We start from the raw sequence: 16344 nt of genomic DNA, 5'->3' as shown, positions 1-16344 counted from the left end.
GTAAAATAGGAAAAATTGGGCTTTTCCCCCAACATTATACCCACTTTATTCTTTCCTAAACATGGAAGGTTTATTTTTCAGATTAACTCACTTTTCTTCTAAAAATAAGATGACCAGTACTATGTGAAAACAGCCCCAAATTGTGAAGGATTATTGACTAAAAATCATATTTTGAGAGCGTTTAAACCCTTACCACTATTGGAAAGTTGTTTATATGTTCACCATTTCACAAACTGTACACAGATAACCATCAAATTCGTGATTTATATCACTCTTGGGGGTCCACTCTCTGAATATGATAAAGGTGTAGAAAGCAATCAATTACTAAAAATAATAACCAAGTTCAAGGGGGTAAAAGTTATGAACAAGAAAGTGAAATGGTTACTCGCATCTTTGGTTGGAACTTCAATTGTTTTATCTGGTTGTGGAAAGCAAGACGTGGCATTAGAAAAAAAGGTGGAGGCTCAAACAACTGCTCCAGAAACAAAAGCCGTAGATATTATCGCCCCACACAAAGACCTAAACCAAGAACCTACTCCATTAAAAATTGAAAGAGTTTCTGAAAATGTTGTAAACGTCGAAATGACTGCACAGATTACGGACATTGAAATTGACAAAGGTTATATGTATAAGGCTTGGACCTTTAATGGTGAAGCACCCGGACCTGTCGTAGTAGTAAATGAAGGTGACACTATTAACTTTACTCTAAAAAACATGGATCCAGCGATTCCACATAGTATGGACTTCCATGCGGTGCATGCATCACCTTCAAAAGACTTTATTGATGTCATGCCTGATGAGTCAGGATCATTTTCTTACCCTGCTAATAAACCAGGAGTTTTCATGTATCACTGTGGAACCTCACCAGTTCTTTCACATATCGCAAATGGGATGCATGGAACGATTATTGTAAAACCGAAAAATGGTTATCCAACAGATAATGAGATTGATAGAGAATACCTCATCATCCAAAACGAATGGTATAAATACAATGATTTAGATGACATGACAAACGGAGTACCTAGCCAAGTTGTTTTCTCAACAAAAGCTCTTAAAGAAGGAGACTTGAATACAAATGGCGATACTTTCTCATTAAAAGAAACACCACTACTTGCTAAAGTTGGCGACCGTGTAAGACTTTATGTAAATAATGTTGGTCCAAATGAAGTAAGTTCATTCCACGTAGTAGGTACAATATTTGATGATGTGTATATCGACGGTAACCCATACAATCATATGGAAGGTCTACAAACAGTTATGCTTCCTGCAAGTGGAGGTGCAGTTGTAGAATTCACAGTTGTGAAAGAAGGAACCTTTTCAATTGTCACTCACCAATTTAACCACGCTACAAAAGGTGCGGTTGCTTACTTAAAGGTGACTGAAGATGGAACAGATGACGGAAGTGCCGTTGGCGGACATTAATTTGGTATCCTATAGCGCAGAGTGAATTCCTTAATAAACGAGGTGATCATGAATATGAGGAGAAAAGTGCTATTCTTTCTCCTCTTCTTATTGTTATTGGGACAAAAAAATATTTTTGCTGATGGAGTATCAGTTACTTCTTCAAGCGAACTTGAGGAGGCTATCCGGTATTCACAATCGGGAGATACCATTATTCTTGAAGAAGGAACCTATGAAGGTGAGTTTGTAATTCGTAATTCTATCTCACTTCGAGGTAAATCTGGAGCCATTATAAAGGGACCTTCGAGCGGATATCCAATAACAATTGAAGCGGAAAATGTCGTAATAGAAAACCTCCAGATAGAAGGCGGAGGTTCTCAAAATGCCGGAATCTATATAAAAGCAAACCATACTCAAGTACTCAATAATATAATAAAAAACGTGTTTCATGGTGTTTACATTAAGGACGGCTATGGAAACGTGATTGAAAATAATACTATCACGAGTCGTGCCGGTGAAAAGACTCATAAAGGATTTGGTGTCTATTTAGTAGATGCCCCCTATACAAAAGTTAGTGGTAACTATTTTCATAATCTACAGGATGGTGTCTATGTTTCTTTCTCAGATTATTGTGAAGTCAGCAATAATCTCATTGAATATGCTAGATATGGCGTTCACACCATGGACTCAAAAACTGTAACAATTGCAAAAAATGAAATCAAAAATAGCCATAATGGTTTAATGATCATGCAAAGTGATGAATTATATATTACAGGAAATTTTTTACATTCAAACACAACAATTGATGGTGCTGGAATGTTTATCTTTGACACGTTTGATTCGGTAATAAAAGCAAATGTGATGAAAGAGAATTTTAAAGGTATTTATTTTGAAAATGCAAAGCGAAATACCGTAGAATTCAATGCTGTTATCCAAAATGACATTGGCTTTGATCTTGCAAAGGATACTACTGATAATGTTATTACATTTAATAATTTTTTAAAAAATACAAAACAAGTAATATCAAGACCGGAAAACACCAATTCATTTACTAAAGATGGGTATGGAAATTATTGGGACGACCAACGTTTAATTAACTTGAACGGTGACTTATTTATTGATTTTCCTTATAAAAGCGGGGATATTTTCTTCAATATGACTGCCGATGAACCACTGTTACAGATATTCTTCCAAAGTCCTTCTGTATATTTGTGGAATCGAATTGAACAATTCACACCAATACCGACAAGTCATTATATTGTTGATGAACATCCACTAACGAAAACGGTACCCATATCGTTAGGTAATACAGAAATAGGTTCGAGTAAAATCAGTGAAGATAAAAAGTCACACTACGATTCATTTCAAATTTCTTTATTAGTATTTTTTGTTTCAGGTAGTGGTTTAATCCTATGGAAAACAAGGAGGAGCAACAATGAAATCTAAGGTACTTGTCGCAATTCTATCGATTTTTATACTTGGAGCATGTGGAAATGATAATTTGGAACCCGCTGAAATTCAAATTAATGTTGATTCCTGTTCAACCTGTAATATGGGAATTCAAGATGAACAAGCTTCTGCTCAAACAATTGATAAAGATGGAACACCAAATAAATTTGATGATATTGGTTGCATGATTACTTATATTCAAGAAAATCAAGACAAAATAGAAATAGGATATGTGCATGATCATCATTCAAAAGAATGGATTGAACTCGACACAGCAGTTTTTGTGCAGTCAGCCGAAATAGAAACACCAATGAGTTATGGGTTGATTGCATTTTCGTCTGAATCAGCTGCAAAAGAGTGGCTAGAAAATAATGATGGTGACATTTATTCAAAAGATCTACTATTACAGCAAGATGTGAAAGGCTTCAAGAAGAATATGAGTGAATCGCATCATCATTAATGGAAGAATGGAGGTATAGTCAATGAAGATAGCTGTTCTTCTTAAAATGATAAAATATGAGTTAATTCTATTGGTAAGAAGCAAATGGTTACTAAGTTTCACTGTACTATTTATGCTGCTGGCATCTTTACTATATTTTTATGGCATTCAGTCCCTAAGTACAAATCCTAGCGAGGTTACTTATGGAATTGATTCGGTAAGCAATACGATTATGAAACCTGGACTTGGTCTGGATCCATCTTATTTTGGGCTTAAACCAATTGAAAAAGACATAACCACCGAAGATATACAAGTTGGCTATAACCGCGCGATCGCTATGCTGATGAATCTAGCGTTGTGGATCTTACCTATCATTTGTTTAATTTTAGGGGTTACATCAATTGTTTCTGATAAAGAAAACGGTAGACTCGCCCTTTACAAGACATACCAGATTCCCTATACCTATTATCTTATTAGTAAATTTGTCGCTTTAACCGTTTCTCTAACCATCTCACTTGGCCTTTCTTATGGGATCGGAGGACTCATCTTAGCAATCTCAGGGCATACATTTGAGGCAAACATTTATTCATTATTTATTCTTTTACATCTGTTACTCATTCTTGTTTTTACTGGAGCATCACTTGTTATTGGCTCATTGAGTACTACAAGAATGCAAGGCTTATCATTTTCCTTCTTTTTTTGGAGCTTTGTCCTGTTTATATACGAATTTCTCATTTTTTCAGTGATTGATTTCATTCCTTATGCCTATAAACTAAAAGGGTTACTAGCTTTAATCCTGGTCAATCCAATTGAATCTATTCGTATCTGGGCAATCAGCCGTCTGCAAGCTGGATACATCTTTGGACCTGAATATTTAATATTACAGGACTCAAATACCGCAAATCTTTTAACTCTATACCTCTTACTTTCAATACTGATTATATTAGGGCTAAACATACTCTTTTCTAATCAAATTATGAAAAGGAAGGGATGATTTAAATGAAAAAAGCGATTCTTGAGGTTAACGGTATTTCAAAACAATATAAAAAGAAACAGGTGCTTCAAAATTCTAGTTTTGATGTGAATAAAGGTTCTTGTATTGTTTTATGCGGGGGAAATGGTGCAGGTAAAAGCACGATTATTAAAATTTTAACTGGAATCGAAAAACCATCTACTGGTACGGTAATTTTTCATACAACTACGAAGAAGGCATTTGGATATATGCCCGATCAAATGGTGTTCCCTAAAGAACAAACTCCTGTTGAGATACTAAGTTATTATGGGAGTTTCTTAGGTTCAACAAAAAATAAAATAAATGATGCCATTAAAAAAGTAGGTCTCTGGAATGAACGAAATCAGAAAGTGGGCTCCTTTTCAAAAGGGATGTCACAACGTGTTAATCTAGCCCAGTGTTTACTTGCAGATGCAGATATATATATTTTAGATGAGCCAACAAATGGGTTGGATCCATATTGGGTTATTATTTTCAAGCAAATCATAAATGAACTTAAAGAACAGGGAAAAACAGTCATTTTGAGCAGTCATATTATGAGAGACATTGTTGATATTGCTGACGAGGTCCTCTTGTTATTCAAAGGCAACATATGTGGAAAAGGAAACCTCGAAGAGCTATATGATCATTTTGAATGTTGTAGCCTAGAGGATATCTTTCTATTACTACATGAACAAAACACAAAACTACCGGTTTCAATTTGATTCCGGTAGTTTTGGATACATTATTGAGCCGTATAACCTCCATCGATTACACAGGCCTGACCTGTTATTCCTTTTGCATGCTCACTTGCTAAAAATAGTACATAATTCGCAATCTCATCCACTGCTAGCAATCGTTTTTGCGGTACAAGCGGATAAATTACCTCTTCTAAAACCTTTTCCAAATCAACATTTCTCGTTTTTGCTAAATCGGCTAATTGATTTCGTACAAGTGGAGTATCCACATATCCTGGGCAGACAGCGTTCACTGTAATCCCATGCTCAGCTCCCTCTAATGCCGCAACCTTCGTTAACCCAATGACACCATGTTTTGCACTATTATAAGCAGCTTTTCCAGCAAATCCGATCAACCCATTAATGGATGCCATATTAATAATCCGCCCAAATTTCTGCTGTTTCATAATCGGAAATACATGCTTAATGGCAACAAATGGGGCGGTTAGCATAACAGATAATAGCAGTTCATATTTTTCCTTTGGAAATTCTTCAATTGGTGACACGTGTTGTAGCCCTGCATTATTGATTAAACAATCAATTCTTCCATATCTTGAAACCGTCTCATTGATCATCTTACTAATTTCTGTTTCATTCGTGACATTACATCGCAAACCAATTACATCATAACCTGATTTTTGAAGCTGTAATGCCGAATTTTTCACCTCTACTTCATCTATATCGGTTAATACTACACGTGCGCCATTTTCAGCAAAGGTTTTTCCCATTTCAAAACCGATTCCACGTGCTGCACCGGTAATTAAGACAACCTGATTTTTGACCATAAAATAAATATCCTCCTAAATCCCTAAGCCTAATGAGAATAAAACAATCGCTAAAATAAGTCCGATTGTAGGAACAATAACGGTTAAAGCCCCTACCGCTCCATATGCATCTTTATGTGACTCTCCACAAATCGAACGGACGGTTGTTACAACATATCCATTATGTGGAAGTGAATCTAAAGCACCCGAAGAAATGGCGACTACCCTGTGAAGGGCTTCTGGATTTACCCCTGTTTCGATGTAATGCGGGGCTAAAAGTGGTAGTGCTATTGCCTGACCACCTGAGGCCGAGCCTGTCATCCCAGCAATCACACTAACTGCAATGGCTCCTCCGATTAATGGGCTTCCTGGAATATTAGTCATCGCATCGACGGCTACCTGAAACGCTGGTACTGCCTTTGCAACTCCACCAAATCCAACCACAGCTGCTGTATTACCAATTGCTATCAACGCACCCATCGTTCCCTCTGAAAGAGCTTTACCAACAGATGTAAAATACTTTCTATTCAATAAATAGGTTGAAATAACCCCACCTAATAAAGCAATAATAAGTGCAGATTGGGCAAGTTTGTCATGAAAAATAAACGAAATAATCAGAACTACGATCAACGGAATGAGTCCTGTAATCGGATGCGGCAGTTCTTTATTTTCGACAATTGGATCATTCTCTCTTGAAACGAAGGTTTCCCCTTTTGCGACAGCTTTTGAAATCATCCGTTTTAACCACCAGCCACCGAAAATCATCATAAATACAGCTACGATTATACTAACTTCCAATCCTGCTAATGGTGATGTACCAAGATATTCGATTGGTATCCAGTTTTGAATTTCTGGAGATCCTGCAGATGTCATAGTGAATGTAACAGAACCGAATGCCAAGGTTGCAGGAATAAATCGTCTTGGTAAATTCGCCTCTTTAAATAAGCTAATAGCCATTGGATAAACAGAGAAGGCAACAACGAATAAACTCACCCCTCCATATGTTAAAACAGCACATGCAATTACAATTGCAAAAATGGCAAATCTCATCCCTAATTTATCAACAATCCACCTTGATACACTATCCGCAGCACCACTATCCTCCATCACTTTCCCAAAAATGGCTCCTAATAAGAACATGAGATACCAAGAAGTAACGAAGCTTGAGAATCCACTCATATAATTTCCAACAAAATTCGCTTCTCCCTCACCGACCAACTGTGGAAATAACGGTAGTCCGCTTAACACCGCAACAAACAAGGCACATAATGGACCCGCGATTAATAGGTTCATCCCCTTCATCGTTAAAAAAATAAGAAGTGCTAAACCACCAACTAGCCCTATCATACTGAGCATTCTGTTTCCCCCTCACTTAAAGTAGTAACCGTTTTCATTTCTCTGCTTTGTTCATATCGTAAATTTACTCCGGTTTAATATAGTTCTAGAATTTTTCACCACCCATCTATATAAAATTTCAATTTACTATGTTGCAAGTGGCGTGCCAACTTTGGAAAGTTCAGAAAATAGCCATATTTTACTTTTTATTTTTATTAAAATTCCAGGTTTCTGGAATAGTAGATTATTAGTTTCTTATAAAAGCCTGTATTTTTGAATAAAAAAACGATTCCAGAAAACCGGAATAACGTTCCGGAAACCTGGAATCTATATATCAAGGTTTAGCTTTTTAAGTTTTTCGTACATGCTAGATTTACTAATACCGAGTGCTTTTGCTGCTAGTTGCTTATCATTGTTGTATTTATGCAAAGTTTTCATGAGGACTCGTTTTTCAGTATCCTCAAGTATTTCTTTTAATGATTTTTGACCGATTAATAATTTTGGATCATTCACCAAATAATCCGGTAATGAATGAATTTCAATCTTTTCTCCAACTGTCAAATGAATAGCAGCTTCAATTACATTTTCAAGTTCACGAAGATTTCCCGGCCATTGGTGGACATGAAGAATATTCATTACCTCATCATCTATAGCAGTAATACGCTTTCCAGTTCGCTTTGAAGCTCTCTCGATAAAATACTTTGTTAAAGGAATAATATCCTCTGGTCTTTCTCGCAATGGAGGAATAGTAAATGGTATTACATTGATCCGATAAAATAAATCCTCTCTAAATCTTTTTTCGGCAATCATTTGCTCTAATGGTCGATTGGTAGCTGCAATCACTCGAACATCCACAGGAATAGGATTTAATGCACCCACTGGTTCGACTTCTTTTTCCTGAAGTACGCGCAATAACTTTATTTGCATATGTAACGGCATATCACCTACCTCATCTAAAAAAATGGTCCCTCCATCTGCGAGAACAAACTTTCCTTTTTTACCACCCTTTTTTGCACCAGTAAATGCACCTTCCTCATACCCAAAAAGCTCAGATTCCAACAAATGCTCTGGGATTGCACCACAATTAATTTTGATAAAAGGATTTTTACTTCGCTCACTTAATTGATGAATACTATGGGCGAATAATTCCTTTCCAGTCCCGCTTTCGCCTCTAATTAGAACGGAAATATCCCCTGATGCGATATTTTTAACCTTTTCCTTTAATTCGAGAATTTGTCTAGATTCTGTCTTGATATCATTTAATGTATATTTCGCCCCATTATTCTCCTGCCAATCTTCGATATATGTTTGGAGCTGTGACATCACGCTTTTAATGTGAGTGTTCATTTTATTTAATGCTTTTGTATCTCGGAAAATAACGGCGCCAACTGCTCCAATAATTTTGTTATCTGAATGAATGGGAATCCGATTAGCAATCATATAGTTTCCTTTAATATAGTGAGGGCTCCCAATCTCCTCTTCCCCAGTTTGAACCACAATATGCATCCTACTATTTTCAATAACCTCTGTTACGTGTGTTCCAATGACTTCTTCTCGATTGACCTCTAAAAATTCACAATAATTGTGATTGATATACACTATTTTCCCCTGATGATCTACGACAACAATCCATTCATAAGCAGTATCAATAATCGTTTCTAGAATCTTATTTTTGAATTCTAAATCATCTTGATTAAACATTTTCCCACACTCTCCCCTTAAGTAATATCATATCATCTGAATAGCGATTCATTAAAGGGGATAAAAAATAAAGACCCGATACAAACCATGTATCAGGCCTTTGCACTTAAGACAATATTGCTTTTTTCTTTCAGTTTTCTATCATAGATAACCGTCGTAAAAATGGAAACGAACAATAATACTGCTAGGACCGTGAATAACATACTCATGCCCCATAAATCTACAAGTATTCCACCTAGGACAGGTCCAATCATTCTGCCACCGGTTGCTGTACTATTCACAATTCCTTGATAAAAACCTTCTCTTCCTTTTGGGGCAAGATCATTTGCAATCGTTGGAACAGCAGGCCAAACAAACATTTCACCAACTGTTAAAATGATCATTGCCACTAAAAATCCGCTAAATGAGTCGGCCGTCGAGACAAGTAGAAACGAACAGATAAAAATAAGAATTCCAAGGATAATTTGTTTTTTCAAGGATTTTGCAATGGTTTTTATCGCCATGTTCAGTAACGGCTGTCCGAGGACAATTAATCCACCATTTACTGTCCATAATAAACTATATTGTTTTAATGTAATGCCAATGTCCTGTGTATAGCTTGAAATTGTAGCCTGCCATTGCACATAGGCCACCCAACATAAAACATAACCGATACAAAGAATCAATAAAGCAGTTAATTTCGAACGGTTTTTAACTGTTTTAGATTGTTCAAGGATACTTGTTTGCTTTCCTTTTTCAGCATGTATTCCACGATAACCGAATAATGCTACCAGGAAGAACAAGACATACATTAATGTATTTGCCATAAAAATATAATCAAACGAGTAGGAAGCTACAAATCCACCAAGACCTGAGCCTATCGCTACTCCGAGGTTCTGCGCGATATAGACTGCATTAAATGACTTTCTTCCACCTTCTGGCCAAACTGCCCCTGCCATCGCGAACATGGCTGGAAACACCATCCCCGTACCTAGGCCAATGATGGTAAGAAAAATAACATAATGTGGCCACCCATGAAAGAAGGTTAATCCTGTAAGAGCCACTAATGAAATAAGGATTCCTGTTAAAATCGATTTGTAGCCACCAATTTTATCAAATAGGACGCCACCTACTAAATTTCCGATTACGGTCGCACCCGCATTCACCATTAACACAAGTCCTGCTACAGATAGAGACTTTCCTAGATGGCCATGAATATAAATCGCGTTTAACGGCCATAAAAAAGATGAACCAGTTACATTAATCACCATTCCAATGATGATCATCCAAAGTGCTCTCGGCATACGGGCACCTCCTTTTTTCCTTTTGCCTTCACATACCAAAATAAATTTTATTCCTTTCCATACCTATAATCAATTTAAAAAAGTATTCCGATAAAAGGACAAGTAAGATTAAGGGGTACAGTAGAACCAGGTTGTGGTACAGGCTTAGGTGAATTTGGGGCGAGCGTGTAACGCAAAAACGATGTCACGGTACATGCTTGGAAATTTTCAACATGACCTGTTACGCAAGGACAGAGTAACGGAGAAACTCTGATGATGAAAACGAAATAATGACGAATAGCATAAAAAACCGACAAGCAAATATCACTTGTCGGTTGAACGTTTATTCAGGGCGTTGCTTTGATTTTATCGGTTGCCCTTTTTTAAGGTAATTTTGCTTTGATTTCTTCACAGGATCAAAATCCTGTCCGAATTCCACATCATTGCTATTTACCCCATTTTTCGTTTTTTGCTCAGGATTGTTTTGATCGGAACGTTTTTTCATAATCTCATCCCCTACATCTTATACTCTTGAATGATATTGGCATCTAAAGTCATATCATTTTGGAGTTGCTGCAATTGGAGTCTCATTCGGTGTAATTGCTCGCGTTGCTGCTCATTACAGCTCTGAGCTAGTTTTGCTAATTCGTTTGTGACTTCCTCCAATTGCATTTGTGCATTGGTATACTCTGTTACATTATAAGCTTCTTGTCTTCTAGCAGTGGTGATTTGTTCTTGGGCATTACGAAGAGAATCCTCACAGCGTTGTAAAAACGCCTCAACAGATTGTCGAGTAGCCATACTTCCCCCTCCTAAATTCCAAAATGAGAAAAACGAAAGCTTTCTCCTTTATAGTGTGTTCATCCTTAATTTCTTCTCTCAAATAAGTTATTTCCAATTTATGAGGCCCACACGAGGTGGGTCACAAAGACGTCGCCACAGGATGTAGCGTTCTAAATCTTTAAACTGTTGAATTTTTTTCATTTGAGTTCCTAAAAGTCTCCATGGTAAACTTTAACGTAGGTATTTTTACTTAGTTAGGAGTGGCAAACAAATGCCCCAGGTTAACCCTTTTCCATATTCAACAGATAATAAACGATATCATACATGGAATTATCACTTACGAAATACATTTGGACATAAGGTATTTAAAGTTGCACTAGATGGAGGGTTTGATTGCCCAAATCGAGATGGTACAGTGGCGCACGGTGGATGTACGTTTTGTAGTGTTTCGGGATCTGGTGATTTTGCTGGAAATCGTGCGGATGATATTCTTACACAGTTTCATACAATAAAAAATAGAATGCATAAAAAATGGAAGGACGGTAAATACATGGCGTATTTCCAAGCCTTCACGAACACTCACGCACCTGTAGAGGTATTACGTGAACGATTCGAACCTGTTTTGAATCAAGAAGGGGTTGTTGGCATTTCGATTGCAACAAGACCTGATTGCCTTCCGGATGATGTTGTCGAATATTTAGCAGAGCTAAATGAACGGACTTATCTTTGGGTCGAGCTTGGCTTACAGACTGTTCACGAAAAAACGGCCCAGCTTATCAATCGTGCTCACGACTTCCAATGCTATGTTGATGGGGTCAATAAGCTTCGTAAGCACAATATTCAGATTTGCTCCCATATTATTAATGGGCTCCCACAGGAAACGCCAGAGATGATGATGGAAACAGCAAACCAGGTTGCAAAACTCGATGTACAAGGAATAAAAATTCATTTGCTACATTTATTAAAAGGAACACCGATGGTCAAGCAATATGAAAAAGGACTTTTGAAATTTCTCTCTTTTGATGAATATGTACAATTAGTTTGTGACCAACTTGAAATTTTACCCCCAGAAATGATTGTTCATCGCATAACAGGGGACGGTCCAATTGATTTAATGGTAGGACCGATGTGGAGTGTAAATAAATGGGAAGTCTTGAACACAATTGATGCTGAACTGAAGCGTCGAGATAGCTATCAAGGGAAATATTATAAAAAGGTTGTTGAAGTGTTATGAAAATAGACCGCATTCTTCCATTTGCACGGAATTTACTAACACTTGCAGTTAAAGAAGGCGATTATGCCGTTGATGCAACGATCGGAAATGGGCATGACACCGCTATGTTAGCGTCATTAGTTGGGGATAATGGACATGTTTTCGGCTTTGATATACAAAGAGAAGCAATCGAAAGTACAACTTCCCGACTGCATGAGCAGGATTTACTCAATCGTGTTATCCTGTTTCATAAAAGCCATAATCAACTTTTAACAACAATACCGACAGAGGCTCATGGTAAAATTACTGGTGCCGTCTTTAATTTGGGCTATCTTCCGGGTGGAAATAAGGAAATTGTTACAAAGCCCGATTCTACGATTGAATCGATAGAGCAATTACTTACTCTTATGAAGCCTGAGGGTATTATTGTCCTTGTGGTGTATCACGGTCACGAAGAAGGAGCAGTCGAGCGAGATCGCCTTTTAGAGTACTGTTCAACACTTGATCAACAACGTGCACATGTTTTAATGTATCGTTTTATGAATCAAATGAATAATCCGCCGTTTATTATCGCTATCGAAAAAAGATAGAGCCTCGCTCTATCTTTTTTTATCCAATTACATGTTGTAGCCTGCGGTAAGCCCGTCCATTCACGTAAAAGAAAAACGACGTCTTCCCACCAAGTCTAATGATTTTCTTTGCAATTTTTAAAACATTTCTCTGTGTTCGTACCTTTTCATCTGATAAATAGAGACCCAATAATCCTCGATTAATCATTCGATGGAATTTCTCATTTGGCAATCCGGCTGTATGCTTATCTGCTTCAATAATAAAATGCTTAAGACGAGCCACAAGTTCATTCTCATGTGGATAGTAAAAACAGAAATTCAAGTCCCCGCCTTGACGGTCCTCTTCTTGGTCGATGAAATAATCAAGAAGGATGTGAAGACCTTGTATATAAGGAAAATATCCATTTCGAACTTTAACGGCAATTTCTTGGTTGAATTCCTCATGAAACGCATAAGCCACTAAACAAAAAATGCCTAGTGTTGAGCCTGAGCATGCTGAAAATTCATACCATTCCATACCTGGGAGATGATCCTTATGACTTTTAAACCAGTTTTCAAGTCTTGGTACACGCTCTTCTACTCTTACATGCTTATGTATTTGCAGATCACAATAATAGGCTGCTAACTCCTGTAAATAAGTAGAGATTTTATCATAATGGTTGATGTTTTGAAGAACTTCCTGACAGGTTAAGACTAGGCTTTGTAAATAGCCACCATCATCCTGTTCATCGCGATACTGATAATAATTTGTTGTTGGTTGCCCTGGCCGTAATGCATCTGGCATGGAATCATGAAGCGAACGAAAGTCGACAGGGTCTAATGAGGTACTGCGATCACATAGATTATCCAAATAGTCACTAATTGTTTGATAAGCAACAATAAACCGGATGCATTCGTCCATTTTTTCTTCTGCTAATAATGCGAGGATAGACCCACCTTCACAGTGAAAGGTTTTTGTTTGAATACTTGCCAATGCTTGCTTCCGAAGCTCCTCATTTGGAATCTCCTCTGCTTTCTTTTTCCAAACAGCTAATTCACGATGGACAATTGGAAATACCTCACGATACACTTTCTTCATTAAACTAATTGGTTGTGTTGGTACCAAAGATATCACCTCAAATTTAGATAGATCGAATATATGTTGATTTACGATACTTGTGAAAGTTGATACACTTACATTAAATGATATTTCAGCGAATATCAAACAATTAAGTGGGGGTACCTATTATGATTTATCTATACAAAGGGAAATATCCTGAAATTGCGGAATCTGCATTCATTGCGGACTATGCAACAGTTACCGGGGACGTTAAAATCGGTGAGGAAACAAATATATGGTTTAATACCGTAATTCGAGGTGACGTAGCACCGACAGTTATTGGAAAAAGAGTGAGCATCCAGGACAATTCTACCTTACATCAAAGCCCCAATAACCCCTTAATCGTTGAAGATGATGTCACAATTGGACATCAGGTTATCCTCCATAGCTCAATTATTCGTAAAAATGCTCTAATTGGGATGGGTTCGATTATTCTTGATGGTGCTGAAATCGGTGAAGGTGCATTTATTGGTGCTGGAAGCCTCGTTCCACAAGGTAAAAAAATCCCGCCCAACACTCTTGCCTTCGGAAGACCTGCTAAGGTGATTCGTGAACTAAACGATGAGGATAAAAAAGACATGGCTAGAATACGCCGTGAATATGTTGAAAAGGGGCAGCATTATAAACAAGTACAAAAAGAAAAGCGCCTGGAGCTAGACAGTGAAAAATAGGTACGAACAAAAAGCTCGCCAAATCGGCGAGCTTTTTCAATTCTTATTTTGCAGCTTGTGCCTTAAGAGCTTCTGCTTTATCCGTACGCTCCCATGGTAAATCAAGATCGTTTCTACCAAAGTGACCATATGCAGCCGTTTGTTTATATATTGGACGACGAAGATCCAACATTTTAATAATACCGGCTGGACGCAAATCAAAATTATTACGTACCAATTCTACAAGAACATCCTCAGATACTGTTCCTGTTCCGAAAGTATCAACAGCAATAGAAACTGGCTGAGCAACACCGATTGCGTATGCAAGCTGAACTTCACATTTATCAGCTAATCCAGCTGCCACAAGGTTTTTTGCAACATAACGTGCAGCATATGCAGCAGAACGGTCAACCTTAGTTGGATCCTTACCTGAGAATGCACCACCGCCATGGCGTGCATAACCACCATACGTATCTACAATAATTTTACGACCAGTTAAACCAGCATCCCCTTGAGGGCCACCAATTACAAATCGGCCAGTTGGGTTAATAAAGTATTTTGTATTTTCATCAATGAGTTCACTTGGAACAACTGGATTGATTACATGTTCTTTAAGATTTCGCTGAATTTGTTCTAATGAGATTTCCGGATGATGCTGTGTTGAAATCACAATTGTGTCGATACGGACAGGATTGTTATTCTCATCATACTCTACTGTTACCTGAGTCTTTCCATCGGGACGTAAATAGGGAAGAATCTCATCCTTACGAACTTTCGTTAAACGGCGTGATAGCTTATGAGCTAACGAAATTGGTAAAGGCATTAACTCTTTTGTTTCATTACATGCATAACCGAACATTAAGCCTTGGTCCCCTGCACCAATCGCTTCAATTTGCTCGTCTGTCATTTGACCTTCACGAGACTCTAAAGCTTGGTCAACCCCCATCGCAATGTCTGGAGATTGCTCATCAATTGATGTTAAAACAGCACATGTTGCGTAGTCAAATCCGTATTTTGCGCGAGTATAACCAATCTCTTTAATCGTTTCACGGACAATCTTTGGGATATCTACATATGTAGAGGTTGTAATTTCTCCCGCAACAAGTACAAGACCTGTTGTAACAGAAGTTTCACACGCTACGCGTGCATTTGCATCATTTGCTAAGATGGCATCTAAAATAGAATCTGAAATTTGGTCACAGATTTTATCTGGATGTCCTTCCGTAACAGACTCAGAAGTAAATAAACGGCGTCTAGTTGTCACAAACGCTTCCTCCTTTTTCGGATTCAGAATCAAGTCATACTCAAATTCTGACAATCATTGATACGGTACTCATTCCCTTAGTATTGTTACCTTCACGATTTTCTATCCTATATTAACAACCATTAATACAGTATAAAAATAGACTAGTTATCTGTGGTGAACACATATAAACGCTTTAAGTAACATTGTTCTCATTAAAGAAATAAAAAACCTTCCCTACATTATTTTGAGGAAAGGTATTATCATTTTTCTCGCCTTTCACTCTTATCGATCAAGGACATACCTTGCTCAGTTAGCACCTTATCACCTTTATCAACGGAGACCAGACCTACATTTATGTATAGGTTTCTCAAAAATAACCTTGATATGTAAAAAAGTGATGGTTGCCGGGTTTCATCGGGCCTGTCCCTCCGCCAGCTCGGGATAAGAGAGTATCCGTTCAATGAATTATCATAACGTAGTCATGCTTTTCATGTCAACCAAAACTAGAAAAAAATACTATGGAAATGTGTCAACTTTTTTCTTCGAAACAGACATATATCCAATCACTTGAATTATATCGGACTATTTTTAAATCTGTACGCACTTTTTAAAGATATGTTACGTAAAATACGTAAATAGTATAGACTATTTTCGTTAATGTGTTATACTAATTGTAAATTTTGATTATATAAAAAAAGGTAAAGG

At 37.3% G+C, this 16344-nt stretch carries 16 protein-coding genes and 1 riboswitch; of the genes, 8 read left to right on the top strand and 8 right to left on the bottom strand.

Annotation, left to right across the window (positions count from 1 at the left end; all coding sequences use genetic code 11):
• Positions 1-360: 360 nt before the first annotated feature.
• From ABC371_RS12055 to ABC371_RS12035, 5 genes are read left to right on the top strand one after another with little or no spacing between them, the layout of a single operon-like run.
• The gene (locus ABC371_RS12055) at positions 361-1422 is read left to right on the top strand and encodes a multicopper oxidase domain-containing protein (protein WP_412897015.1); all 1062 of its coding nucleotides are present in this window, start codon (positions 361-363) and stop codon (positions 1420-1422) included.
• 54 nt (positions 1423-1476) lie between these two features.
• The gene (locus ABC371_RS12050; protein WP_412897014.1) at positions 1477-2847 is read left to right on the top strand and encodes a right-handed parallel beta-helix repeat-containing protein; all 1371 of its coding nucleotides are present in this window, start codon (positions 1477-1479) and stop codon (positions 2845-2847) included.
• A complete protein-coding gene (locus tag ABC371_RS12045; RefSeq protein WP_412897013.1) occupies positions 2837-3310 on the top strand; it encodes a nitrous oxide reductase accessory protein NosL in 474 nt (157 codons plus the stop codon). Before ABC371_RS12050 ends, ABC371_RS12045 begins: the two co-directional genes overlap by 11 nt.
• Positions 3311-3332: 22 nt before the next feature.
• Entirely contained in the window at positions 3333-4283 is a 951-nt protein-coding gene (locus ABC371_RS12040) for an ABC transporter permease subunit (protein ID WP_412897012.1), read from the top strand.
• 5 nt (positions 4284-4288) lie between these two features.
• The gene (locus tag ABC371_RS12035) at positions 4289-5005 is read left to right on the top strand and encodes an ABC transporter ATP-binding protein (RefSeq protein ID WP_412897011.1); all 717 of its coding nucleotides are present in this window, start codon (positions 4289-4291) and stop codon (positions 5003-5005) included.
• 20 nt (positions 5006-5025) lie between these two features.
• Here ABC371_RS12035 and ABC371_RS12030 read toward each other — a convergent pair whose 3' ends face one another.
• From ABC371_RS12030 to ABC371_RS12005, 6 genes are all read right to left on the bottom strand, one after another.
• Positions 5026-5802, bottom strand: coding sequence for a 3-hydroxybutyrate dehydrogenase (locus ABC371_RS12030; RefSeq protein WP_412897010.1), 777 nt, complete (start codon positions 5800-5802; stop codon positions 5026-5028).
• Between the two features lie 15 nt (positions 5803-5817).
• Positions 5818-7137 carry a GntP family permease gene (locus ABC371_RS12025; protein WP_412897009.1) on the bottom strand — a complete coding sequence of 440 codons (1320 nt, stop codon included), beginning with the start codon at positions 7135-7137 and terminating at the stop codon, positions 5818-5820.
• A gap of 306 nt (positions 7138-7443) precedes the next feature.
• Positions 7444-8817, bottom strand: coding sequence for a sigma-54 interaction domain-containing protein (locus tag ABC371_RS12020; RefSeq protein WP_412897008.1), 1374 nt, complete (start codon positions 8815-8817; stop codon positions 7444-7446).
• A gap of 92 nt (positions 8818-8909) precedes the next feature.
• On the bottom strand, positions 8910-10100 hold the full coding sequence (locus tag ABC371_RS12015) for an MDR family MFS transporter (RefSeq protein WP_412897007.1): 1191 nt from the start codon (positions 10098-10100) through the stop codon (positions 8910-8912).
• Between the two features lie 322 nt (positions 10101-10422).
• Complete coding sequence (locus ABC371_RS12010) at positions 10423-10584, bottom strand: glycogen biosynthesis protein GlgD (RefSeq protein WP_412897006.1); 162 nt, start codon at positions 10582-10584, stop codon at positions 10423-10425.
• A gap of 11 nt (positions 10585-10595) precedes the next feature.
• Entirely contained in the window at positions 10596-10880 is a 285-nt protein-coding gene (locus ABC371_RS12005) for a YtzC family protein (protein WP_412897005.1), read from the bottom strand.
• A 253-nt stretch (positions 10881-11133) separates the two neighbouring features.
• On the opposite strand from ABC371_RS12005, the gene mnmL reads away from it, so the two are divergent.
• Together mnmL and mnmM are read left to right on the top strand one after the other, a co-directional pair.
• Complete coding sequence (gene mnmL / locus ABC371_RS12000; RefSeq protein WP_412897004.1) at positions 11134-12096, top strand: tRNA modification radical SAM protein MnmL/YtqA; 963 nt, start codon at positions 11134-11136, stop codon at positions 12094-12096.
• Positions 12093-12665 (top strand): tRNA 5-(aminomethyl)-2-thiouridylate-methyltransferase MnmM, encoded by a 573-nt coding sequence (mnmM, locus tag ABC371_RS11995; RefSeq protein WP_412897003.1) that lies wholly within the window; start codon positions 12093-12095, stop codon positions 12663-12665. Before mnmL ends, mnmM begins: the two co-directional genes overlap by 4 nt.
• Before the next feature lie 19 nt (positions 12666-12684).
• Here mnmM and ABC371_RS11990 read toward each other — a convergent pair whose 3' ends face one another.
• Complete coding sequence (locus ABC371_RS11990; RefSeq protein ID WP_412899335.1) at positions 12685-13722, bottom strand: tetraprenyl-beta-curcumene synthase family protein; 1038 nt, start codon at positions 13720-13722, stop codon at positions 12685-12687.
• Between the two features lie 149 nt (positions 13723-13871).
• Between ABC371_RS11990 and ABC371_RS11985 the strand changes: the two genes are divergently transcribed.
• The gene (locus ABC371_RS11985; RefSeq protein WP_412897002.1) at positions 13872-14414 is read left to right on the top strand and encodes a gamma carbonic anhydrase; all 543 of its coding nucleotides are present in this window, start codon (positions 13872-13874) and stop codon (positions 14412-14414) included.
• 43 nt (positions 14415-14457) lie between these two features.
• Here ABC371_RS11985 and metK read toward each other — a convergent pair whose 3' ends face one another.
• Complete coding sequence (gene metK / locus ABC371_RS11980; protein WP_412897001.1) at positions 14458-15657, bottom strand: methionine adenosyltransferase; 1200 nt, start codon at positions 15655-15657, stop codon at positions 14458-14460.
• 261 nt (positions 15658-15918) lie between these two features.
• Positions 15919-16087, bottom strand: a riboswitch (SAM riboswitch).
• Between the last annotated feature and the right edge of the window lie 257 nt (positions 16088-16344).

It is taken from the genome of Bacillus jepli (assembly GCF_047238305.1).
Taxonomy (GTDB): Bacteria; Bacillota; Bacilli; order Bacillales; family Bacillaceae_L; genus Ferdinandcohnia.
Note: the sequence above shows the minus strand (reverse complement) of the source record. Positions and strands in the feature narration are given on the sequence as shown.